This window comes from Cellulosimicrobium sp. So1_17, from assembly GCF_055181235.1.
In genome coordinates, this window is record NZ_CM143702.1 from 3,169,658 (window position 1) to 3,191,018 (window position 21,361).

Below are 21,361 nucleotides of genomic sequence, written 5' to 3' on the forward strand. Positions count from 1 at the left end.
GGCGAGTCTCTGCACCGACGCCGTCAGTGAAGCACCGCCCTCCGGTGCTCACACCCCGAAGCGCTCCTCCGCCGCGACGGCACGCCCGGGAGCGACCCGGGAGGCCGTGCCGTAGCCTGCCGCGGTGACGTCTCCTGGTCCGGACGCCGCGGGCCGGGACGTCGCGGCCGCGGGCTCCCGCCGCCGACGCCGCCTCCCGCTGTGGGCGGTCGCGGCGGGCCTCGTCGTCGCGCTGCCCGCGACGGGCCTCCTTCCCGCCGCCGACGCGCGGGACCTCGTCGTGCGCACCGGTCCGGTGCTCGTGTTCCTCCTCGCGATCACCGTCGTCGCGGAGCTCTGCGCGGGGGCGGGGCTGTTCGACGCGGTCGCCGGGCGCGCTGCTCGCGCAGCGCGGGGTCGTCGCCTCGTGCTGTGGGCGCTCGTCGTGCTCCTCGCGACCGTGAGCACCGTGGTGCTCTCCCTGGACACGACGGCGGTGCTCGTCACACCCGTCGTGCTCGCCCTCGCGCGCCGCACCGGGACGCGGCCCCTGCCGCTCGCGCTCACCGTGCTCGCGCTCGCCAACACGGCCTCGCTGCTGCTCCCCGTCTCGAACCTCACGAACCTCCTGGCGGCGCACCGGTTCGGGGCCGGGTACGTCGGCGTGATGTGGCGGCCGGCGCTCGCGGTGCTCGTCGTGACGGTCGTCGTGCTGCTGTGCCTGCACGGGCGGCTGGTCACGGGCCGGTTCGTCCTCACCGCAGCGGGTCCCACCCCGCCCGACCGCGTGCTCCTCGTGGTCACCGGCGTCGTGGTGGCCCTGCTCGCGGTCGCCTTCGCGGCCGAGCTGCCGGTCGCGCTCGCCGCCCTCGCGGGCATGGCCGTGCTCGGGCTCGCGACGTGGTGGCGCCGGGTCCCCCTCCTCGTCCCCGTCCGCGAGATGGTCCCCTGGCGGTCCGCCGTCGTGGTCGCGGGCCTGTTCGTCGCCGTCGAGACGTGGCACGCGCACGGGCTCGGCGACCTCCTCGCCGCGGTCGCCGGGGACGGCACGGACGGGGGAGACCTGGCGCGGCTCGCCGCGACGGGAGTCCTCGCCGCCAACGCGGTGAACAACCTCCCCGCGTTCCTCGCCCTCGCGCCGACGGCGGGCGAGGACGTCGACCGCCTCGCGACGCTGCTCGTCGCGGTCGACGCCGGGCCGCTCGTCACGCCGTGGGCCTCGCTCGCGACCGTCCTGTGGTGGCAGCAGTACCGGCGCCACGCGTTCGAGCACGGCCCGCCACCGACGTGGCAGGTCGTCCGGCAGGGTCTCGTGCTCGCGCCGCTCGCCGTCGCGGCGGGGGTCGCCGCCGTCGCGCTCGCGTGACCACGCCGCCGGTCGTGCTCGGCGACGCGCGACGTCGTGCTCGACGGCGCGTGGTGTCGTCAGCGCCAGAAGCCCTCGTGGGCGAGCGCGGCCTCGTCCTCGACGAGCGGCCCGACGACGTCGACGTGCCGCTGGCCGCGCGCGAAGACCTCGCGGCAGGGGAGCGCGAACGTCGGGTTCTCCGGGTTGTCGCCGGTCAGGCGCAGCAGCCGCTCCTCGGAGAGCGCGTAGACGACCCGCCCGACACCTGTCCAGTACACGGCACCGGCGCACATGGCGCACGGCTCCGCGCTCGTGAACAGCGTGGCGTCCCGGAGCTCCTCGAGCGGGACGGACCGGGCGGCCGCGGCGACCGCGGAGAGCTCGGCGTGCTGCGTCGGGTCGCCCTCGGGCGGCATCGAGTTGTTCCCCGCCTCCGCCAGGATCGTGCCGTCGGCCGCCGCGACGAGCGCGCCGAAGGGGTGGCGCCCGCGGTCCTTGGCCTCCTGCGCGATCGCGATGGCGCGGCGCAGGAGCTCGAGGTCCTGGGCGGTGCACCGCTCGGCGGCGGCGATGGTGTCGGTCATGGTGTCCTTCCGTTCTCCGGAGCGGGTGCTCAGGCGGTGTGGGTGGTGACGGTCTCGGTCGGGGCAGGGGAGCGGGCGGTGTCCGGCTGCTCGTCGGGTTCCTCCGGTGCGGGCGCGTCGGGTGCCGTCGAGGCGTCACCGCGTCCGAGCACCGCGTTGAGCAGGACGGCGGTCAGCGCGCCGAGGAAGATCCCGCTCTCGAGCACCATCGACAGCGGGCCCTCGATGCGGCCGAACAGCTCGGGCGACGCCATCGGCAGCACCCCGACGCTGATCGAGACGGCGACGACCAGCGCGTTGTTGGTCCCCGCGTAGCGCACCCGCGCGAGCTCCTGGATGCCCGCCGCCGTCGTCATGCCGAACATGACGATCGCGCCGCCGCCGAGGACCGCCGGTGGAATCGTCGCGATGACCGCGCCGACCTTGGGCAGCAGGCCGAGGACGATCATGATCGCTCCGCCGGTCGCCACGACGTACCGGCTGCGCACCTTCGTCATGGCGATGAGCCCCGTGTTCTGGCTGAACGCGTTGAGTGCGAACCCGTTGTACAGGCCCCCGAGCATGGTCGAGAGACCGTCCGCGCGGAAGGCGTCGCCGAGCCGGCGGCGATCGACCCGGACGTCGACGATCTGCCCGATCGCGAGCATGTTGCCCGTCGTCTCGGCGAGGATCACGAGCATCGCGAGCGACATGATGAGGATCGGCACGACGTGGAACTGCGGAGCACCGAAGGCGAGGGGCGTGGCGAGCCCGACCCACGCGGCGTCGCCGACCCCGCTGAGATCGGTCGTCCCCGTCACCAGGGCGGCGACGGTGCCGACGGCGAGGCCGACCAGCACCGACAGGCTGCTCCACAGGCCCCGGCCCAGCACGTAGACCGCGACGGTGACGACGACCGTGAGCAGGCCGAGCAGCAGGTTGCGGGGCGCCCCGAAGTCGTCGCTGCCCTGCCCGCCACCGAGCCAGCCGGCCGCGGCGGGCATGAGCGAGATGCCGACGATCGTGATGAGGCAGCCGATGACCACCGGTGGGAAGAACCGCAGGAGCCGGGAGAACACGGGCGCCACGGCGACGGTGATCGCCCCGGCCGCGATGACGGCGCCGAACACGGACGGCAGGCCGTACTCCTGGCCGATGAGGAGCGCCGGGGCGAGACCGATGAACGACGCCCCCTGGACGAGCGGGAACCGCGCGCCGAAGCGCCACAGCCCGAGCGTCTGGACCAGGGTGCCGATCCCGCCGACGACCAGGTTCGCGTTGATGAGGGTGACCGTCTGCGACGCGGAGAGACCGAGCACCTCGGACAGGATCAGGGGGACTGCGACGACGCCCGCGTACATGACGAGGACGTGCTGCAGCCCGAGCGTGAGCGAGCGGCCGAGCGGCAGCCGCTGGTCGACGGACGTGGTCGGCGCGGTGACACGGTCGCGCCGCCTGGTCGAGCGGATCAGGGACATGGGAACTCCCGGTGACTCTCGGGCGGTCGTCGACGCTGACGACCGCGAGCTCTGTCCTGTGTCGGACGTTGCGGGGACCGTAGTGCTCACATCGGCGATACAAGAAGTCACTTACCATCGACAGAACCGATAGGAGGTGGCCGCGTGCGGATCTCGCTCGAGCGTCTCGAGGCCTTCGTCGTCACGACGGAGACCGGGTCGTTCTCCGCCGCGGCCCGGCGTCTCGGCAAGTCGCAGTCGACGTTGTCCGCCGCGATCGCGCAGCTCGAGGTCGACGTGGGCACCGACCTGTTCGACCGGTCCACCCGCCGCCCCACCCTCACCGACGCGGGCCGCCGTCTCGCGCTCGAGGCGCGGACCGTGGTCGACCGCGCGCTCGACTTCGAGCGGCACGCGGACGCGTTCTCGCTCGAGGAGGCGAGCTCGCTCACCCTGAGCGTCAACGTGCCGCTCCGGGTCCTCGCGCCGCCCCTGCGGGAGTTCGGCACGGCGTTCCCCTTCGTGAACCTCGTCGTGCTCAGCTCGGTCGGCGACGCGGTGGACGCGCAGGTCCGGACGGGTGCGGCCGCGATCGGCGTGGGGTTCGCCGCGCAGAACTACGACCGGTCGCTCGAGTTCCGCCAGCTCGGCAAGCTGATCCTGCTGCACGTCGTCGGGCGCGACCATCCGCTTGCGAGCCGTCGACAGGTCTCCTTCGCCGACCTCCGGGAGCACCGCCGGCTCGCCTACAACGACCAGGTCGCGGTCCAGCCGACCACCGAGTACCTCCAGGCCGCGCAGACGTGGCAGATCTTCGGCTACGGACCTCTGGTCGAGCTGACGAAGGCCGGTCTGGGGTGGTCGACCGTGCCCCGCCAGCTCGTGCTGGGCGAGCTCGCGCGCGGAGACCTCGTCGAGCTCCAGCTCGAGGCCTACCCCTACACGGACTGGCTCGTCAGCGTGGACATGGTCTTCTCGCGCGCGCGGCGCCCGAACGCGCCCGAGCGCTGGTTGCGCGAGCGGCTCGCCCAGCACCGCGTCTCGGAGCGCGACCGCCACGGGAACGCCACCGCGCCGCACTGACGCCGCGACCGTCCCTGTGCCGACCACGACCTGAAGGTCGTCATGGGCCGTATGACGTCGCTCATGGCGTTCTCGAGGCGACCCTCGTGGTCGTGACGACGGCCGGGCGCGGCGCTCCGAGATGCACGTCCGGCCTGTCCGTGTTCGGGTGGTGGCGATGACTTCGCGATCGACGACGACACGAGCTGTCCGCGCCGCAGCGTCCACGCTGGCGGCGGTCCTCCTCCTCGGCGGTGTGCCCGCCGCGGCTGTCGCCGGGCCGGGGGGTGACCCACCGCGCGAGACCGGCAGCGCGCCGTCGGGCAGCGGTGGTGGAGGCCCGACGGCGGCGGGCCAGGTCGACGCGCCCGTGCCGGAGATCCCGTGGGGACCGTGCGACGGCGAAGGTCTCGAGGCGTTCGACTGCGCGAGCGTCGAGGTACCCACCGACTACGACCGCCCGGACGGCCGGACGACGACGATCGCCCTGACGCGCCTGCCGGCGACCGACCCGGACGCGCGCGTCGGGAGCCTGTTCACCAACTTCGGCGGCCCGGGCGGCCCGGGCGTCGCGAACCTGCACCTGCTCGGCGGGTCGATCGTCGCGCCCGAGGTCCACGCGGAGTACGACCTCGTCGGGTTCGACCCGCGCGCCGTCGGGACGTCGGACCCGGCGACGTGCTTCCGCGACGCCGAGCGGGAGAACGCGTTCTTCGCCGATGTCCCGGCGTTCCCCGCCACGAGTCGCGACGAGGTGCGCTTCCTCGGGCAGATGGCGGTGCTCGGCGCGAGCTGCTCGGTGTTCTCCGCGGACCGCATCTCGTCGTCGTCGACGGCGAACGTGGCGCGCGACATGGACCTGCTGCGCCAGGCCGTCGGCGACGAGAAGCTCACCTACCTCGGCTACTCGTACGGGACGGTGCTCGGCGCGACGTACGCGGCGCTGTTCCCGGACCGGGTCGGCTCGATGGTGCTGGACGGCACGATGGACGTCGACGCGTGGTCGGGCGTGGGCTCGGACGAGCTGCTCGGCGCGCGCATCGGCCAGGCGGCGGGCTCGACGGAGACGTTCGGCGAGTTCGTGCGCCTGTGCCAGGAGGCCGGTCCCTCGACGTGCGCGCTCGCGTCGCTCGGCGACCCCGCCGAGGTCGTCGAGGCCACGTACGCGGCCCTGCGCGAGGAACCCGTGGAGGCGCCGATGCCCGACGGCAGCACCGCCGAGATCGGCTACCCCGACACCGTCGGGCTCGTCTTCCAGTACCTGTACGAGCCCGTCGCCTGGGGCGACCTGGACCTCACGCTCGCGCAGCTCGCGGTGCTGAGCGGCGCCGTCGAGGCGCCGCCCGCGGCCCGACAGCCGCGTGCCCTGGGCGCCGCGCCGACGCTCGGCGAGCTCTTGCGTCGCGCCGGCTGGGCCGAGGACTACCCGTCGATCGGCGGGTCGCTCGCGAGCCTGTGCGTCGACACGACGACGCCCGGCCGCCCGTGGCAGCACCCCGCGAAGGTCGACGCGCTCGACGCGCAGTACCCGCACTTCGGCCGGCTGCGCGGCTGGGTCGGTGCGCCGTGCGAGTTCATCGCCGCGCACGACGAGGACGCCTTCACCGGCCCGTGGGACCAGACGACCGAGGCACCCGTCCTCGTGATCGGCACCCGCTACGACCCCGCGACCCCGTACGGCTTCACGCAGCCGTACGCGGACCGGTGGCCCGACGCGCGCGTCCTGACCGTCGAGGGCTGGGGGCACACGATCCTCGGCAAGAGCGCGTGCGCCGAGGAGGCGGTGGCCCGCTACCTCGTGGACGGCGAGGCGACCGACGGCGCCACGTGCGCACAGGACGTGGTGCCGTTCGAGTCCCCGACGGTCCCGCTCGGCGAGACCCTGACGACGCCGATGATGTAGCGGCGCCGGCGCGTCCCGCTGAGCTCTCCGACAGGGCGGTCGCTCACGCCGTGCCGGCGATGGTCAGCGGCACGCTCGTCAGCTCCTCCGAGACCCGCCAGACGCGGTCCGCCTCGACGGGGTCGCGCAGGGGAGGGAACAGGCGGTGCTCGGCCGGGCCGCCCCCGAGGTGGCCGGGCCCGTCAGGTCCGTAGAGCCGTCCGCCACGAGCCTGGGGGGACGTGGCGGCGTACAGCGCCGGCAGCGCAGCGCTCTCGGGCGTCCCGAGCAGGATCCCCGCCCGGGACAGCCGGCGGATGACCGCGATCTGCGGGGTGTCTCGGTCGCGGCCCAGCTCTGGCCGCGCGGTGAGCAGGCTCGTCGGGGCGACGCCGGGGTGGGACAGGTTGCTGGTGATCCCCCAGCCGTTCGCCCCGCTCCGCCGGTCGAGCTCGAGCGCGAAGAGCCCGAACGCGATCTTGGACTGGCTGTAGGCGCGCCGGCCGTCGTAGAGAGTCTCCCAGTTGACGTCGTTCCAGCTCATCGACCCGCTCCGGGCTGCCACGCTGATCTGCGACGTGACGCGCGCCCGTCCTGCGGACAGCAGGGGCAGCAGGTGCGCGACGAGCGCGACGTGCCCGAGGTGGTTGGTCCCGAGCTGGAGCTCGAACCCGTCCTCCGTGGTCTGGCGCTCGGGCGGGGTCATGACGCCGGCGTTGTTCACGAGCACGTGGATCGGACGACCCTCGTCGCGCAGGTCGCGGCCGAGGGCGGCCACGGAGCGCAGGGACGCGAGGTCGAGGTCCCGCAACGAGACGCGGGCAGACGGGTGCGCGGCGCGGATCCGGGCGACGGCGGCCTCTCCCTTGGTCCGGTTCCGGACGGGGAGGACGACCTCGGCTCCGGCGGCGGCGAGCCGCTGCGCGATGCCGAGGCCGATCCCGTCGCTCCCTCCGGTGACGACGGCGCGGCACGTGGACAGGTCAGCCAGGTCGAGGTGCGGTGTGCGAGGCATGGTGAGCTCCTGTGGTTCGGTCCGGACGCGCTCGACGGGCGGGCGGCGCGGCGGAGATGGTCGACGGACGGTGCAGGGTGACCGGTCCGTCGTGGGGTGTGACGCTCAGCGGTGGACGTGTGCCGGGGCGCCGGGCGAGGCGACGGTCGCGACGGCCACGCGGCGCGCGACGACCAGGGTCACGGCGAAGTGGACCGCGAACAGCGAGGTGGCCACGACCTGGATCGCGGCGAGCACCCCGGGGGCGTCGGCGACGTAGAACACGACGCGGACGACGAGGTTCGCCGTCGCCATCGCGAGGCCGACGACGGACGTCACGGTGTACACGCGCCGCAGGGATGCGTGCCCGGGCCAGTCGCGGGGGCCGCCGGCCAGGCGGTTGACCATGAAGCCCGTGAGGGGCCGACCGGCGACGAGCGAGACGACGTAGGCGAGGACGAAGACGACGGGCAGCACCATGCCGGGCAGGAAGAACGCGCGCGCCTCACCGGCGAGGGCCGCGACCGTCGCGCAGACCGCGGCGACCACCAGGCCCGCGACGGCCGCCCCGGGCGGCTCCCGCCGCGCGAGCCGCACGCCGCTCGCGACGACGGCGGTGACAGCCAGCGCGACGAACGCCGTCCCGAGCCCGGCCGCGGCGTCGGCGGCCACGAAGGCGATCGTCGGGGCGGTGGCGACGGCGAGGCCGACCGGCCCGCCGACGCGCTCGAGCGTCCGGCGGGCGGCGGCGCGCCCTGCGGACACCTCGACGAGGTCCGGCAGCCCGAGCACGCGGCGGACGGTCGCGCTGGCGCTCCGCGACGCGTCGGGAAGGGCGAGCTCGGGCGGCTGGTGGACAGGTGCGGGTCGAGCGATCACGGGTTCCTCCAGGGACTGTGGGGGCTGTGGGGGCTGTCGAGACGGTGGGGACGGTGCCGGGCGGTACTGGCGGTGCTGGCAGTGCTAGCAGTGCTGCCGGTGCTGCCACCTTCCGTCGCGGCGCCGACCGCAACCAGGGCCTCCCGATCCGTCCCTGGCGCAGCGGGGGATCGGGAGGCCGTGGTTGACGGCGGCTCGGCGCGGTACAACGGAGACACCCCAGCCGAAGGAGAGCGACCGGTGATCGACAGGACAGGGCTCGCGGAGTTCCTCCGCCGTCGGCGGCACGCGTTGCAGCCGGAGGACGTCGGCATGCCCCGAGGCCGGCGCCGACGGACGGAAGGGCTGCGCCGGGAGGAGGTCGCCGCGCTGTGCCACATGTCGACGGACTACTACGCGCGGCTCGAGCGCGAGCGCGGCCCGCACCCGTCGGCGCAGATGGTGGCCTCGATCGCCCAGGGGCTGCACCTGAGCCTCGACGAGCGCGACCACCTCTTCCGCCTCGCCGGCCACCAGCCACCACCCCGCGGCGCGCTGAGCGACCACGTCAGCCCCGGGCTGCTGCGCATCCTCGACCGCCTGACCGACACCCCCGCCGAGATCGTCACCGAGCTGGGCGAGACGCTGCGCCAGTCACCGCTCGGCGTGGCGCTGACCGGCGACGCCACCGCGTACACCGGACCGGCGCGCAGCGTGGGCTACCGGTGGTTCACGGACCCCGCGTCGCGCGAGCTCTACCCGCCCGAGGACCACGACCGGCTGTCCCTCGTGTTCGCCTCACAGCTGCGACAGGTCGTCACGCTGCGGGGACCCGGGTCCCGGGCCGCTCGCCTGGCCGACGTCGCGCTCGCGCACAGCGACGAGCTCCGGCGGCTGTGGGACGCCCACGAGGTCGGACACCGCCACCGCCCGGACGAGACCAAGCGGTTCGTCCACCCCGACGTCGGTGCGCTCGAGCTGCACTGCCAGACGCTCCTCGACCCGCAGCAGTCGCACCTGCTCCTGGTCTACACCGCCGTGCCCGGGAGCGAGAGCTACGAGAAGCTGCAGCTCCTCTCGGTCGTCGGCGCGCACGCCTCGGTCTGACGTCGGGGCGGACGACCCCGCCGGCACCCGGGGTGCAGGCCGCGAGCCCGAGCGCGCCGAGCCGCGACGCCGAGGAGCAGCGTGCCGGCGTCCTGCCCCGGCGAGGACGAGCGCGCCGACCGCGGCCCCGCCGCCGATGCCGAGGTTCGCCGTCGTGTTGACGAGCGCGCCGGTCATGTCGGGCGAGGCGCCGTGGGCCTTGATGGCCGCCGACTGGAAGACCGAGGCCACGCCGCCGAACCCGGCGCTCCACACCGCCGTCGCGACCAGCACGCCGACGAGACCGGGGAACGCCAGCCCGAGCCCGAGGAGCCCGCCCCCGACGGCCACGAGCATGACGACCGTGGTGCGCCGCGGCCGGTGGTCGAGCCGCGCCGCGGCGAACGCCGTCCCCAGGAGCCCGAGCGCCCCGAGCACGAGCAGGGCCGGCCCGAGCGCCGACTCGGTGAGACCGGCCGCGAGCAGCAGCACGGACACGTACGTGTACACGGTGTACTGGCCGAGGTAGGTCAGGGCGTTGGTCGTCACCACGACGGCGAGCGCCGCGCGCCGGGCCGACCGCGCGGCGTCGGCGGGTGGAGCGCCCCCGCCGGGGACCGGTGGGAGCAGCCACGCGATGAGGAGCGTGGTCACGGCGCAGACCCCGGCGAGGACGGCGAACGAGGCCCGCCAGCCGACGGCGGCCCCGAGCGCCGTCGACAGCGGGACGCCGAGCACGAAGCCCGCGCTCGCGCCCGACGTCACGAGCGCGAGAGCACGACCCGTGAGGTGCGGCCGGACCAGCCGCGACGCGTACCCGATGCTCACGGAGAAGAACACGGCGTGCGACGCGCCGCCGAGCGCCCGAGCGGCCGCCACGACGGCGAACGTGGGCGCGACGGCGACGAGCACGTTGCTCAGCGTATAGATCCCGAGCGTCGTGAGCAGCAGGCCCTTGCGGGGGAGCCGCCGCGTGCCGAGCGTCAGCGGCACGGCGAGCGCGGCGACCATGAGCGCGTAGGCCGTCACGAGCAGCCCTGCCACGGACTCCGTGACGTCTAGGTCCGTGCTGATGAGCGGGAGCAGCCCGATCGGCACGAGCTCGGTCGTGATCGCGACGAACGTCGCGAGGCTCAGCGCGACGATCCCGCCCGCGGCCTCACGGATGCCCCCGCGGACCGCTGGACGTGTCATCCGGCGAGCGTATCCGGGAGGTCGTTCAGCGCGGCAGGTGCGACTCGACCACGCCGACGACCGCCGGGTCGTCGGGCTCGGTCCGCGGACGGAACCGGTGGACCTCGCCGCCCGGCACGACGACGAACTTCTCGAAGTTCCACGTCACGCGCCCGGCCTTGCCGTCGGCGTCGGGGGTCTTCTTGAGCTCCGTGTACAGCGGGTGCTCGTTGCGCCCGTTGACGCGCACGCGGTCGACCACCGGGAACGTCACGCCGTACGTCAGGGAGCAGAACTCCTGGACCGCCTCGTTGCTGCCGAGCTCCTGGAGGAACTGGTTGCTCGGGAAGCCGATGACCTGGAACCCGCGCTCGCCGTACTCCTTCTGCATCCGCTCGAGCGTCGCGTACTGGGGCGCGAGGCCGCACCGTGACGCCACGTTGACGACGAGGACCACGTCGTCGCGGTGCTCGCCGAGGGTGTGCGTCGAACCGTCCATCGCCTGGAACGGGATGTCGTAGAGGGTCATGCGGCCCATCCTGCCTCGTTACGCTGGCGGGAGGGTCGCGACGAGGCGGCCGCTCGACGGCGAAGGGGCTGGGCATGCGGATCGACGGCACGGTGGCGCTCGTGACGGGGGGAGCGTCCGGGCTCGGTCGCGCGACGGCGGAGGGGCTCGTCGACGCCGGGGCGCGCGTCGTCGTCGCCGACCTCGCGTCGTCGGACGGGGCCGCGGTCGCCGACACGCTGGGCGACGCCGTGCGCTTCGTCCCCACCGACGTGACGAGCGAGGACGACGTCGCACGGGCGCTCGACGTCGCCGACGAGCTCGGCGGGGCCCGCGTCGTCGTGAGCTGCGCCGGGATCGTCCTCGCCCAGCGCGTGCTCGGCAAGCAGGGCGTGCACGCGCTCGACGCGTTCCGGCGGGTCGTGGACGTCAACCTCGTGGGGACGTTCAACGTCGTGCGGCTCTCGGCCGAGCGGATGCTCGCGCTCGACCTCCTGCCCGACGGCGAGGAGCGCGGCGTCGTCGTGCAGACCGCCTCGGTCGCCGCGACCGACGGCCAGGTCGGCCAGGCCGCGTACGCGGCGTCGAAGGCGGGCGTCGCGGGCCTGACCCTCCCGCTCGCGCGCGACCTCGCGCAGCACCGCGTCCGCGTCATGACGATCGCGCCCGGGATCTTCCGGACCCCGATGATGGCGTCGCTGCCCACGGAGGCCCAGGACTCCCTCGCCGCGCAGGTGCCGCACCCGAGCCGGCTCGGGAGGCCCGAGGAGTACGCGCGGCTGGTCCGGGCGATCGTCGAGAACCCCATGCTGAACGGCGAGGTGATCCGCCTCGACGGCGCGATCCGGATGGCGCCGCGCTGACATGCGACCCGACCCGACGACCACCGCCCCCGCGCTCGACGCCGCCACGTTCCGCGCCGAGCTGCTCTCGCTCGCGACACGCGAGCAGAAGCGACAGTACGCGCGGTTCTTCCCCGGCGACGCCTCGTTCGCCGGTGTGCGCATGGGCGACGTCTTCACGCTCGCGAAGCGCTCGCTCGCGATGCCCGTCGCAGAGATCGAGCGTCTCCTCGAGGACCCCGTCCACGAGGTCCGGGCCGGCGCGTGCTCGATCATGGGCAAGGCGTCGACAGCGCGCCGCGTCGACCCGGCACGGCACGCGGAGCTCGTCGGGCTGCTGCTGCGGCGCCACGACCGCGTCGACGCGTGGGACCTGGTCGACCTCACCGCGCACCAGGTGCTCGGGACATGGCTCCTGGACCGGCCCCGCGACCCGCTCTACGAGCTCGCGCGGGCCCCCGACTGGCCGCGACGGCGCACGGCCGTCGTGGCGACCGCCGCGTTCCTGCGCAAGGGCCAGGTCGACGACACCCTCGAGCTCGCGGAGATCCTGCGCGACGACCCCGAGCCGTTCGTCCAGAAGGGCGTCGGCTGGATGCTGCGCGTCGTGAGCGACGCCGAGCCCGAACGGTTCCGCGCGTTCCTCGACGAGCACGCCGGCACGATGCCCCGGGCGACGCTGCGGGCCGCCGTCGAGAAGCTGCCGCCCGCGGAGCGCAAGGCGTGGGCCGCCCCGTGACGCGCGACGCGACCGAGCTCTTCGCCGGCCTCCTGCGCGCGTGGGGGGACGCGCTCGTCGCGAACGACCCCGCGGCGATCGACGGCTTCGTCGATCCCGGCTGGGTGCTCGTGGGGACGGACGGGAACGCCCAGCCGCGCGCCGCGTTCCTGGCCGCCGTCGCGTCGGGCGACCTCGTCCACACGGAGATGTCGTCGCAGCTCGTCACCGTGAGCGTGCACGACGACGTCGCGGTCACCCTCGCGCGCGGTGTCTCGGCGGGCACGTGGCAGGGCGCGCCGTTCCGCGACGACGAGTGGTCGGTCGACACCTTCGTCCGGCGGGACGGCCGGTGGGTCTGCGTGCACACCACCGTCGCCCCGGCGAGCGGCCGGGGGACGGGCGCGCCGACCTGAGGGCGGGCCCGTCCGCGCCTCAGCCGACCGTCCCCGCCCCGAGCAGCCCGAGGCCGAAGAGCGTCCAGTCGTTGAGGACGTGCGCCCCCGCCGAGACCGCGAGGTTCTTCGTGAGCAGGTAGGGGACGAACAGGATGACGCGTGCCACGCCGATGATGAGCAGGCACTGGAGCAGGTTCCAGTCGTACGTCGGCAGGTGGATCAGCGCGAAGAGCACGGCCGCGACGAGGAGGGCGATGGTGATCGAGGCGCGCCGGCCCAGCCGCCACGCGACCGTCGCCAGGGTCAGCACGGCCAGGAACGGCACGACCGTGAAGACCTCCTCGCCGACGAGCTGCGGGATCATGCTGAGGAAGTACGCGATCCGGTCGCCCGTGCCGAGGTCGGCGAGCGCCGCGCCCGTCGGGTTGGGGGTGGCCTCGAACAGGGACGAGACCAGCAGGCCGACCAGGAACGTCACGACGACGTTGAGCACTGCGAACCCGACCATGAGGCCGACGTCGCGACCGCGCACCCGGCGGAACAGCGTGCCCCACGCGGTTCCCAGGCCGCCCAGCGCCCACGCGAGAGCGAGGATCGGGAGCCCCGCGAAGAGTACGCCGCGCACGACGATGCTGACCCAGGGCGGCCCCGGCACCCCGATGAACAGGTCGCACGCGAGGGCCACGAGCCACGCCCCGAGGAGCACGGCCCACTGGACCCCGGTGAGGCGCTTCGGGTCGCCCGCGTAGAGCGGGAAGTCGTGGCTGCGGGCGGCTGTGCCGCTCGCCGCGGGGATCGTGCCGTCTCCGGCGGTGGTCGCGCTGCTCATGCTGGGTCTCCTGGGGCGGGGCGGCGGTGACGCACTGCGACGCGGCCCGTGCGGCGTCACGAGCAGTATGTGACCGAGGGCCGGCGACCGCTCGCCCGATGCTGTGACGCTCCGCACGTCCGCACGGTGCGATGCTGGCACCGTGCACGTCGAACCGGTGTCCGAGGAGGTGCTGGTCCGGCGGGTCGTCGACACCGTGCTCGCCGCTCCGGGCCGCCCGGGCGCGTTGCGCGTGCTCGTCGACGGTCATCCCTCGACCCGCCCGGAGGCGCTCGCGGACGCCCTCGTCGACCCGCTGCGGGCCGCGGGCAGGCCGGTCGCCCGGCTGCACGTCGCGGACTTCTGGCGGGCCGCGTCGCTGCGGCTCGAACGAGGCCGGGAGGACCCCGACGCGCTGCTCGAGGACCGGATCGACGTCGCGGGCCTCAACCGCGAGGTGCTCGACGCCGTCGGCCCGGGCGGCCGTGGCCGGTACCTGCCGAGCCTGCGCGACCCGGTGACGGACCGCGCGACGCGCGCGGCGTACGTCGAGGTGGAGCCGGGCCTCGTCGTGGTGCTCGACGGGTCGCTCGCGCTGGGCCGCGGTCTCACGACGGACCTCGCGGTGCACCTCGCGCTGCGGGCCGCGACGATCGGGCGCCGGACCGTCCCGGCGGACGCGTGGATGCTCCCGGCGTACGCGCGGTACGCGGCCGAGGTCGCGCCGGAGCGGGTCGCCGACGTCGTCGTGCGGGTCGACGACCCGCGCCACCCCGCGCTCGTGGAGCGCTGAGCCCCGGTTCCTCGCCGTGCGGAACGTCGCCGCCCGTGGAACTCTCGAACCTTGCCCGCCGAGCGAAGGAGTCCTCATGACCGGTCCTGCTGTCGAGCCCCTCGCCGTTCCCACGACCGACGCCGGCCTGCCTCTGTCGCGCCCGCCCGCCAACTTCGTGCCCGTCCGCAGCTGGCGCCTCGACTCGCTCGACGGCCTGTCGGCGCTGCGGCGTGAGCTCGGGGAGGTGCTCGGGCAGGCGGAGCCCGGGGCGGACGCCGGTCTCGCGCAGACGCCGGAGAAGGTCGTGCTCGTCGCGTCCGAGCTGGCCACGAACGCGCTCGAGCACGGACTGCCCCCCACGGTGGTGAGCCTCTCGCGGGACAAGGACCTGTGGCTCCTGGACATCGCCGACCACGAGCGGGGCGTGCCTCCGGTGTACGCCGGGGTGCGCGTACCGGGCGCCGGCGGCATGGGCCTCCACCTGGCGCGGCAGCTCGCGCTCGACGTGGGCTGGTACACGACCGGGACGACGAAGAACGTGTGGGTGACGTTCCCGGTGGACCGCAACGACGAGGGTGACCCGGCGCTACGCTGACGGGGATCCGTGAGCCCGCGGAGCGCTGGCGAATTTCTCCACAGGCACTCCGCGACGTGAAACTTTATGCCATAATGGCGTCGTGCCGAATCCTGCTGGCGACGCCGCCTGGATCGTCGCGCTCGACGTCGGCGGTTCCGGGAGCCGGCTCGTCGCGCGTCGGCTGAGCGCCGCGCTCGCCGGCGACGAGGCGGCGCCGGGCGACGTCGTCCTCGCCGGCCGGTCCGTGACGATCCGTCCGGACGGGAGCGACGCGGTCGACGTCGTCCGCGAGCTGCTCGCGCGCCTGCGAACCGACGCGCCGCACGTGGCGGGGGTCGGAGCCGCGGCTGTCGGTGCGACCGGGCTCGCGACCCTCGTGCGCGACCCGGCCGAGCTGCACGCCGCGCTCCGGGACGGCCTCACCACCTCCGGTGCTCCCGACGGGAAGGACCTCTTCCGCTCGGCGGTCGCGGCCGACGCGCTGACCGCGCACCTCGGAGCGCTGGCCGGTCGCGGAGGGGCTGTCGTCGCCGTCGGGACGGGGGCGATCGCCCTCGGCACGGACCTGCGCACGACGTGGCAGCGGGTCGACGGCTGGGGGCACCTGCTCGGAGACCTCGGCGCCGGCTCGTGGATCGGCGCGCAGGGCCTGCGTGCTGCCGCCGCGGCCCACGACGGCCGGGCGAACGGCGGGTCCGCCGCCCTGCTGGACGCCGCGACGCGGCGGTTCGGCCCTGTACAGACGTGGCCGTCGCAGCTGTACACGCGCACGGACCGGGCGCAGGTGCTCGCCTCGTTCACGCCCGACGTCGCGGCCGCGGCGCGCGCGAGCGACGTGGTGGCCCGGCAGATCCTCGCCGGCGCGGGCACCCATCTCGCGACCACGCTCGCGGCGGCGGCCGTCGACGGCGTCCCGCCGCTCGCCGCGGCGACGGGCGGCGTCCTCGGCGTCGGGCCGCTCCTCACCGAGCCCTTCCGCGCGCGCCTCGCCGTGCTGCGGCCGGACGTCGAGCTCGTCCCGTCGGCGGGAACGCCGCTGGACGGCGCGCTGCTGCTGGCCGGACGGCTCGCGCAGGACCCGGCGGGCGTCGTCGGGCACGAACCGTGGCTCAGCGTGTCCGGCGCCGCGCGCGCCACGCCTCGCCCCGCATCTCGCCCCGCATCTCGCACCGCACCGCACGCCGACCTCTCCGAGGAGGACCCCGATGGCCGCTGACGGTCTCGTCCGCATCCGCCAGGCACTGCCCGCGCTGCGCCCCGCCGAGGCGCGGATCGCCCAGGCGGTGCTCGACGACCCCGCGTCCGTCGTGGGCAAGACGATCACGGAGCTCGCGGCCGACGTCGGCACGTCGCAGGCGACCGTCGTCCGGTTCTGCCGCGCGGTGGGCTACGCCGGCTACCCCGAGTTCCGCATCGACCTCGCGCAGGCGACGAGCCGGCGTGCCGTCGAGCAGGAGCGGGCGAACGTCGCGCACGGCGAGATCGACCCGGACGACACCGTGCAGGACGTCGTCGAGAAGATCGCCTTCCACGAGGCGCGGACCATCGAGGAGACGGCGCGCGCGCTCGACCTCGAGGCGCTCGAGGCCGTCGCGGCCGCGGTGGCGGCGGCGCCGCGCATCGACCTCTTCGGCGTCGGGTCGAGCGGTCTCACCGCGCAGGACCTCGCGCAGAAGCTCCAGCGCATCGGGCTCGTGTGCTTCGCGTCGCCGGACCCGCACGTGCAGCTCCAGTCCGCGGCGCTCCTCGGGCCGGGAGCGGTGGCGCTCGGCGTCTCGCACAGCGGCCTCACGGTCGAGACGAACCACGCGCTGCGCATCGCGCACGAGCGGGGCGCGACGACCGTCGCCGTCACCAACTTCCCCGAGTCGCCCCTGGTCGGGCACGCCGACCTCGTCCTCACGACGACCGCGCGCGAGACCCAGTTCCGCTCCGGGGCGCTGTCGAGCCGTATCGCCCAGCTCGCGATCGTGGACTTCCTCTTCGTGCGCGTCGCGCAGCGGCTCTTCGAGCGGACCACGGAGAACCTCCGGGCGACCTACGAGGCGGTGCAGCCGCACCGGCTCGGGTACGAGCGCCGGGCCCGCCCGTGACGTCCCGCCGGCCACGGACCGTCCGGCCCGCTGAGCCCGGGCCGGGGTTCGAGCTCCGGACCGACCTGCTGACCCGGGTCGCCCACGCGCATGACGCCTCGCACTACCTGCTGCGGCCCGACGTCGTCGTCCGGGCGCACGACCGGGGCGGTGTCGTCGCCGCGCTCCGCGAGGCGCACCGGCGCGGCCTGCCCGTGACGTTCCGGTCAGGCGGGACCAGCCTGTCCGGGCAGGCGTCGGGCGGCGGGATGCTCGTCGACACGCGCACGCGGTTCACGCGCGTCGAGGTGCTCGACGGCGGCGCGCGCGTGCGGTGCGAGCCCGGCGCCACGCTCCGGCTCGTCAACGCGCACCTGCTCCGGCACGGCCGCCGCCTCGGGCCGGACCCCGCGAGCGAGATCGCGTGCACGATCGGCGGGGTCGTCGCGAACAACTCGAGCGGCATGTCCTCGGGCACGACGCGCACCGCGTACCGGACCGTCGAGGCGATGACGGTCGTGCTCGCCGACGGGACGGTGCTGGACACGGGCGCCCCGGACGCGGACGCGCACCTGCGCGCCGTCCGGCCCGACGTCCACGCGGGCCTCGCCGCGCTGCGCGACCGCGTGCGGTCGAGCGCGACCGCGCGCGCCGAGATCGAGCGTCAGTTCGCGATGAAGAACACGATGGGCTACTCGGTCAACGCGCTGCTCGACCACGACGAGCCGGTGCGGATCCTTGAGCACCTGATGATCGGGTCCGAGGGGACGCTCGGCTGGGTCGCCGACGTCACGTTCCGCACCGTCCCGCTCCTGACCCACGCCGCGACCACCCTTCTCGTGCTCGACTCGATCGAGCGCGCGACCGACGCCCTCGTGCCGCTCGCCGCGTCGGGTGCCGAGGCGATCGAGCTGCTCGACGCGGCCTCGTTGCGGGTCGCGGCGGCCGATCCCGCGGCGGACCCGAGCATGCGGGCCCTCGCCGCAGGTGCCGGGATCACCGAGCAGACGGCGCTGCTCGTCGAGTACCGCGCCGCGACCGCGGACGGCCTGGCGCCGCTGCAGGAGGCGGCGCGCGACGTCGTCGGCTCGCTCGCGCCGTCGTCGGGGGTCCCGGCGACCCTGACGACCGACCCCGCGACGCGCGAGCGCCTGTGGCGCGTGCGCAAGGGCCTGTACACCGCGGTCGCGGGCGCTCGTCCCGCGGGGAGCACGGCCCTGCTCGAGGACGTCGCGGTACCGGTGGCCGACCTCACCGCGACCGTGCGCGACCTCGGCGGGGTCTTCGCGCGCCACGGCTACGACGACGCCGTGACGTTCGGGCACGCCAAGGACGGGAACCTGCACTTCATGATCACGCCGCGGCTCGGCGACCGCGCGGAGCTCGCGCGGTACGCGGCGTTCAGCGAGGACCTGGTGGACCTGGTCCTCGGCCACGGCGGCACGCTCAAGGCCGAGCACGGCACGGGCCGCATCATGGCGCCGTTCGTACGGCGTCAGTACGGCGACGAGCTCTACGACGTCATGCGCGAGGTCAAGCGGCTGCTCGACCCGCAGGGCCTGCTCAACCCGGGCGTCGTGCTCAGCGACGACCCCGAGGAGCACCTGCGGAACCTCAAGGTCGAGGCGTCGGCGGGCGGTGAGGACGCGCCGCTCGTCGACCGCTGCGTCGAGTGCGGCTACTGCGAGCCGGGCTGCCCGTCGCGCACCGTCACGACGACGCCGCGCCAGCGCATCGCGCTGCTCAAGGAGCTGTCGGTCGCGTCCCCGGCCGAGCGCGCCGAGCTCGAGCGCGCCTACGACCACGCGGCCGTCCAGACGTGCGCCGTCGACTCGCTGTGCGTCGAGGCGTGCCCGGTCGGCATCGACACGGGTGCGGTGATGAAGGGCCACCGCGCCCGTGCGCACGGTCCGCTGGCCCGCCGCGGGGGAGAGGTCGCCGCCGAGCACTGGGGCGGCGTGCTCACGGGGGTGCGCGGAGCGCTCGCCGTCGCCGACGTGCTGCCGACGCCGCTCGTGCGGGGCGCGTCGCAGGTCGGCCGCTCGTTGCTCGGGTCCGACGTCGTGCCGCTCGCGGGGGACGACCTGCCCGGCCCGGGGCCACGCCGCCAGTCAGGGTCGCAGGTCAGCGGGGTGTCCTCTCGCCCTGACAACCCGACGGCGGGCCGCGACCTGTCAGGGTCGCAGGTCAGCGGGGTGTCCTCTCGCCCTGACACGGCGCCGCGCGCGGTGCTGTTCGCCTCCTGCACCGGCGAGATGTTCGCGCCGGCGGCAGGGGGCCTCGGCGCGGAGGCGGCGCTGCGGGCGGTGTGCGAGCGCGCGGGCATCGGGCTCGCCACCCCCGCCGGGGTCGGTGGCCTGTGCTGCGGCACGCCGTGGTCGTCCAAGGGTCTGCCCGACGGCGCGGCCGCCATGGCCCGCCGGGTGCTCGACACGCTGTGGGTCGCGACGCGCGAGGGCGAGCTGCCCGTCGTGTGCGATGCCTCGAGCTGCACGCACGGCCTCGTGGAGTCCGGGCACCGTCTGGTGGACGACGAGGAGGCCCACGGCCGGTGGTCGAGGCTGCGGTTCGTCGACGCGGTGACCTTCGTGCGCACCGACGTCCTGCCGGCCCTCGCGGACCGGGGCGTCGACGTCGCGACCGTGGGCGACGTCGTCGTGCACCCCACGTGCGCGAGCGTGCACCTGGGTGCCGTCGACGACCTGCGCGCGGTGGCCGAGGCGGTCGCGGAGCGCGTCGAGGTGCCGGCCGCGTGGGGGTGCTGCGGGTTCGCCGGTGACCGCGGGATGCTGCACCCCGAGCTGACGGCGGCGGCGACGCGCGCGGAGAGCGCCGAGGTCGCGCACCGCGCCGCGGCGCTCCCGGCAGGACGTTTCGACGCGTACGTGTCGAGCAACCGCACGTGCGAGACGGGCATGACCCGGGCGACGGGCCACGACTACGTCCACGTCCTCGAGCTCCTCGAGGCCGCGACCCGCCCTGCGGTGACTGCGTGAGCGTTCCTCGACGGAGCCGCAGCTCCTGATGACAGCCGACGAGAGGCTCGTAGGATGACGACCGGGCGGTAGGTCGCACTCCGCCCGGACGCGGTTCGGACCCGGCCACCGCGCACGCTGCGCCGTGTGCGGTGGCCGCTCCTCTCGTACGACGACGTGCGAGGGGTCCCGCTCGACGGCGAGACGAGGAGGATCAGCCGCAGGGCGTGATGCCCTGACCTGCAAGGACACAGATCGGTCATCCCTCGAAGGAGAGACGATGAGCACGTCCCAGATGACACGTCGCAGCCTCATCAAGGCGCTCGCGACGTCGACCGTGGCCGTCGGCCTCGGTGCCGCCGCCGCCCCGGCGGCGAGCGCGGCGACACCCACCGCCGGGCCGCTCGCGGCAGCCGGCAACGGCCGGCTGCTGCCCCCCGGCAAGATCGGCATCCAGCTGTACTCGATCCGCGACAAGGTCTCGAGCCTCGGGTTCCGCGCGGTCTTCGAGCAGCTCGCCGACATCGGGTACTCCGAGATCGAGTTCGCGGGCTACAACCAGGGCCAGGTCGGGCCGATCACGCCGGAGGAGATCCGGCAGCTCCTCGACGACAACGGGCTCAGCGCCGTCGGTTCGCACGTCGGCCTCAACGCGCTGCGCAACGACCTCCCGCGCCAGCTCGAGATCGCCAACGTCCTCGGCATGCCGCATGTCGGGACCGCGAACGCGCCGACCAACGTCAACACCGTCGCCGGGTACCGCGCGGCGGCCGACGAGTTCAACGCCTGGGGGGAGCAGGCGCGCGCGGCGGGCCTCAAGCTCTACCAGCACAACCACGCCGGCGAGTTCGCGTTCGCCACGGACCAGCCGGACGTGCGCCTCTACGACGTCTTCTTCGACAACACGGACCCGCGGACGGTGTTCCTCGAGATGGACGTGTACTGGGCCTTCGTCGGCCAGTACCGCTTCCCGGGCTTCGAGCCGATCGACTACGTCCGGGACAACCCGCACCGCTACCCGCTGCTGCACCTGAAGGACGGCGACCGCAACGCGGCGAACCCCAACGGGTTCGACATCATCGAGTTCGACGCCGGCGACCTGCCGTACCGCGAGTTCCTCCGGGCCACGAAGGCGCGCGGGACCCGGTACGGCATCTGGGAGCAGGACAACGCCCCGACGACGGCGGTCCCGCCGAACCCGGTCGACTCGTTCGGCAACGCGGAGCGCAGCTACGCGGCGCTGCTCGGCCTGCGCGGCTGACGTCGCGGCGGACGTCCCGCACCGA

19 protein-coding genes and 1 pseudogene are annotated in these 21,361 nt (G+C 74.6%); 13 read left to right on the plus strand and 7 right to left on the minus strand.

Annotation, left to right across the window (positions count from 1 at the left end; all coding sequences use genetic code 11):
• Positions 1–124 precede the first annotated feature (124 nt).
• Positions 125–1,345 (plus strand): SLC13 family permease, encoded by a 1,221-nt coding sequence (locus tag ACZCLJ_RS14015; RefSeq protein ID WP_463104149.1) that lies wholly within the window; start codon positions 125–127, stop codon positions 1,343–1,345.
• Positions 1,346–1,404: 59 nt separating this feature from the next.
• Here the strand turns inward: ACZCLJ_RS14015 and ACZCLJ_RS14020 are convergent, their stop codons facing one another.
• Together ACZCLJ_RS14020 and ACZCLJ_RS14025 are read right to left on the minus strand one after the other, a co-directional pair.
• Complete coding sequence (locus ACZCLJ_RS14020) at positions 1,405–1,911, minus strand: nucleoside deaminase (protein WP_463104150.1); 507 nt, start codon at positions 1,909–1,911, stop codon at positions 1,405–1,407.
• A gap of 29 nt (positions 1,912–1,940) precedes the next feature.
• On the minus strand, positions 1,941–3,368 hold the full coding sequence (locus tag ACZCLJ_RS14025; protein ID WP_463104151.1) for a nucleobase:cation symporter-2 family protein: 1,428 nt from the start codon (positions 3,366–3,368) through the stop codon (positions 1,941–1,943).
• A gap of 144 nt (positions 3,369–3,512) precedes the next feature.
• On the opposite strand from ACZCLJ_RS14025, the gene ACZCLJ_RS14030 reads away from it, so the two are divergent.
• Together ACZCLJ_RS14030 and ACZCLJ_RS14035 are read left to right on the plus strand one after the other, a co-directional pair.
• Entirely contained in the window at positions 3,513–4,430 is a 918-nt protein-coding gene (locus ACZCLJ_RS14030) for a LysR family transcriptional regulator (RefSeq protein WP_463104152.1), read from the plus strand.
• Positions 4,431–4,587: 157 nt separating this feature from the next.
• Positions 4,588–6,312 carry an alpha/beta fold hydrolase gene (locus ACZCLJ_RS14035; RefSeq protein ID WP_463104153.1) on the plus strand — a complete coding sequence of 575 codons (1,725 nt, stop codon included), beginning with the start codon at positions 4,588–4,590 and terminating at the stop codon, positions 6,310–6,312.
• A gap of 43 nt (positions 6,313–6,355) precedes the next feature.
• On the opposite strand, the gene ACZCLJ_RS14040 is transcribed toward ACZCLJ_RS14035, so the two are convergent.
• On the minus strand, positions 6,356–7,306 hold the full coding sequence (locus tag ACZCLJ_RS14040) for an SDR family oxidoreductase (protein ID WP_463104154.1): 951 nt from the start codon (positions 7,304–7,306) through the stop codon (positions 6,356–6,358).
• Between the two features lie 105 nt (positions 7,307–7,411).
• On the minus strand, positions 7,412–8,164 hold the full coding sequence (locus ACZCLJ_RS14045; protein ID WP_463104155.1) for a DUF3159 domain-containing protein: 753 nt from the start codon (positions 8,162–8,164) through the stop codon (positions 7,412–7,414).
• A gap of 240 nt (positions 8,165–8,404) precedes the next feature.
• Between ACZCLJ_RS14045 and ACZCLJ_RS14050 the strand changes: the two genes are divergently transcribed.
• A complete protein-coding gene (locus ACZCLJ_RS14050; RefSeq protein ID WP_251152814.1) occupies positions 8,405–9,250 on the plus strand; it encodes a helix-turn-helix transcriptional regulator in 846 nt (281 codons plus the stop codon).
• Between the two features lie 138 nt (positions 9,251–9,388).
• On the opposite strand, the pseudogene ACZCLJ_RS14055 reads toward ACZCLJ_RS14050, so the two are convergent.
• Together ACZCLJ_RS14055 and ACZCLJ_RS14060 are read right to left on the minus strand one after the other, a co-directional pair.
• Positions 9,389–10,423, minus strand: a pseudogene (locus tag ACZCLJ_RS14055) (MFS transporter); the annotation flags it as partial.
• A gap of 25 nt (positions 10,424–10,448) precedes the next feature.
• Positions 10,449–10,931 carry a glutathione peroxidase gene (locus tag ACZCLJ_RS14060; protein WP_251152812.1) on the minus strand — a complete coding sequence of 161 codons (483 nt, stop codon included), beginning with the start codon at positions 10,929–10,931 and terminating at the stop codon, positions 10,449–10,451.
• A gap of 74 nt (positions 10,932–11,005) precedes the next feature.
• Here ACZCLJ_RS14060 and ACZCLJ_RS14065 point away from each other — a divergent pair, with 74 nt between their 5' ends.
• The 3 genes from ACZCLJ_RS14065 to ACZCLJ_RS14075 are packed head-to-tail and all read left to right on the plus strand — an operon-like array spanning position 11,006 to position 12,886.
• On the plus strand, positions 11,006–11,773 hold the full coding sequence (locus ACZCLJ_RS14065) for an SDR family NAD(P)-dependent oxidoreductase (RefSeq protein ID WP_463104156.1): 768 nt from the start codon (positions 11,006–11,008) through the stop codon (positions 11,771–11,773).
• Position 11,774: 1 nt separating this feature from the next.
• Complete coding sequence (locus tag ACZCLJ_RS14070) at positions 11,775–12,491, plus strand: DNA alkylation repair protein (protein ID WP_463104157.1); 717 nt, start codon at positions 11,775–11,777, stop codon at positions 12,489–12,491.
• The gene (locus ACZCLJ_RS14075; RefSeq protein ID WP_463104158.1) at positions 12,476–12,886 is read left to right on the plus strand and encodes a nuclear transport factor 2 family protein; all 411 of its coding nucleotides are present in this window, start codon (positions 12,476–12,478) and stop codon (positions 12,884–12,886) included. Before ACZCLJ_RS14070 ends, ACZCLJ_RS14075 begins: the two co-directional genes overlap by 16 nt.
• A gap of 19 nt (positions 12,887–12,905) precedes the next feature.
• On the opposite strand, the gene ACZCLJ_RS14080 is transcribed toward ACZCLJ_RS14075, so the two are convergent.
• Positions 12,906–13,697 carry a CPBP family intramembrane glutamic endopeptidase gene (locus ACZCLJ_RS14080; protein WP_463104159.1) on the minus strand — a complete coding sequence of 264 codons (792 nt, stop codon included), beginning with the start codon at positions 13,695–13,697 and terminating at the stop codon, positions 12,906–12,908.
• Between the two features lie 142 nt (positions 13,698–13,839).
• Here ACZCLJ_RS14080 and ACZCLJ_RS14085 point away from each other — a divergent pair, with 142 nt between their 5' ends.
• The 6 genes from ACZCLJ_RS14085 to ACZCLJ_RS14110 all read left to right on the plus strand — a co-directional run bounded on the left by ACZCLJ_RS14085 (position 13,840) and on the right by ACZCLJ_RS14110 (position 21,336).
• Positions 13,840–14,469: a nucleoside/nucleotide kinase family protein gene (locus tag ACZCLJ_RS14085; protein ID WP_463104160.1), complete on the plus strand. Its 630-nt coding sequence runs from the start codon at positions 13,840–13,842 to the stop codon at positions 14,467–14,469.
• 76 nt (positions 14,470–14,545) lie between these two features.
• Entirely contained in the window at positions 14,546–15,046 is a 501-nt protein-coding gene (locus tag ACZCLJ_RS14090; protein WP_463104161.1) for an ATP-binding protein, read from the plus strand.
• A gap of 82 nt (positions 15,047–15,128) precedes the next feature.
• Positions 15,129–16,244, plus strand: a complete 1,116-nt coding sequence (locus ACZCLJ_RS14095) for an N-acetylglucosamine kinase (protein WP_463104162.1) — start codon at positions 15,129–15,131, stop codon at positions 16,242–16,244.
• Positions 16,234–17,121, plus strand: coding sequence for a MurR/RpiR family transcriptional regulator (locus tag ACZCLJ_RS14100; protein WP_251152804.1), 888 nt, complete (start codon positions 16,234–16,236; stop codon positions 17,119–17,121). Before ACZCLJ_RS14095 ends, ACZCLJ_RS14100 begins: the two co-directional genes overlap by 11 nt.
• The gene (locus ACZCLJ_RS14105; RefSeq protein ID WP_463104163.1) at positions 17,118–20,096 is read left to right on the plus strand and encodes an FAD-binding and (Fe-S)-binding domain-containing protein; all 2,979 of its coding nucleotides are present in this window, start codon (positions 17,118–17,120) and stop codon (positions 20,094–20,096) included. Before ACZCLJ_RS14100 ends, ACZCLJ_RS14105 begins: the two co-directional genes overlap by 4 nt.
• 259 nt (positions 20,097–20,355) lie before the next feature.
• Positions 20,356–21,336 (plus strand): sugar phosphate isomerase/epimerase family protein, encoded by a 981-nt coding sequence (locus tag ACZCLJ_RS14110; protein WP_251152802.1) that lies wholly within the window; start codon positions 20,356–20,358, stop codon positions 21,334–21,336.
• The last annotated feature ends 25 nt before the right edge of the window (positions 21,337–21,361 follow it).

Bases quoted from the DNA above. Each gene is read 5' to 3' on its own strand.
- ACZCLJ_RS14020 (WP_463104150.1), bottom strand. From the start codon at position 1,911: ATGACCGACACCATCGCCGCCGCCGAGCGGTGCACCGCCCAGGACCTC.
- ACZCLJ_RS14025 (WP_463104151.1), bottom strand. From the start codon at position 3,368: ATGTCCCTGATCCGCTCGACCAGGCGGCGCGACCGTGTCACCGCGCCG.
- ACZCLJ_RS14035 (WP_463104153.1), top strand. From the start codon at position 4,588: ATGACTTCGCGATCGACGACGACACGAGCTGTCCGCGCCGCAGCGTCC.
- ACZCLJ_RS14040 (WP_463104154.1), bottom strand. From the start codon at position 7,306: ATGCCTCGCACACCGCACCTCGACCTGGCTGACCTGTCCACGTGCCGC.
- ACZCLJ_RS14060 (WP_251152812.1), bottom strand. From the start codon at position 10,931: ATGACCCTCTACGACATCCCGTTCCAGGCGATGGACGGTTCGACGCAC.
- ACZCLJ_RS14065 (WP_463104156.1), top strand. From the start codon at position 11,006: ATGCGGATCGACGGCACGGTGGCGCTCGTGACGGGGGGAGCGTCCGGG.
- ACZCLJ_RS14070 (WP_463104157.1), top strand. From the start codon at position 11,775: ATGCGACCCGACCCGACGACCACCGCCCCCGCGCTCGACGCCGCCACG.
- ACZCLJ_RS14080 (WP_463104159.1), bottom strand. From the start codon at position 13,697: ATGAGCAGCGCGACCACCGCCGGAGACGGCACGATCCCCGCGGCGAGC.
- ACZCLJ_RS14090 (WP_463104161.1), top strand. From the start codon at position 14,546: ATGACCGGTCCTGCTGTCGAGCCCCTCGCCGTTCCCACGACCGACGCC.
- ACZCLJ_RS14100 (WP_251152804.1), top strand. From the start codon at position 16,234: ATGGCCGCTGACGGTCTCGTCCGCATCCGCCAGGCACTGCCCGCGCTG.
- ACZCLJ_RS14110 (WP_251152802.1), top strand. From the start codon at position 20,356: ATGAGCACGTCCCAGATGACACGTCGCAGCCTCATCAAGGCGCTCGCG.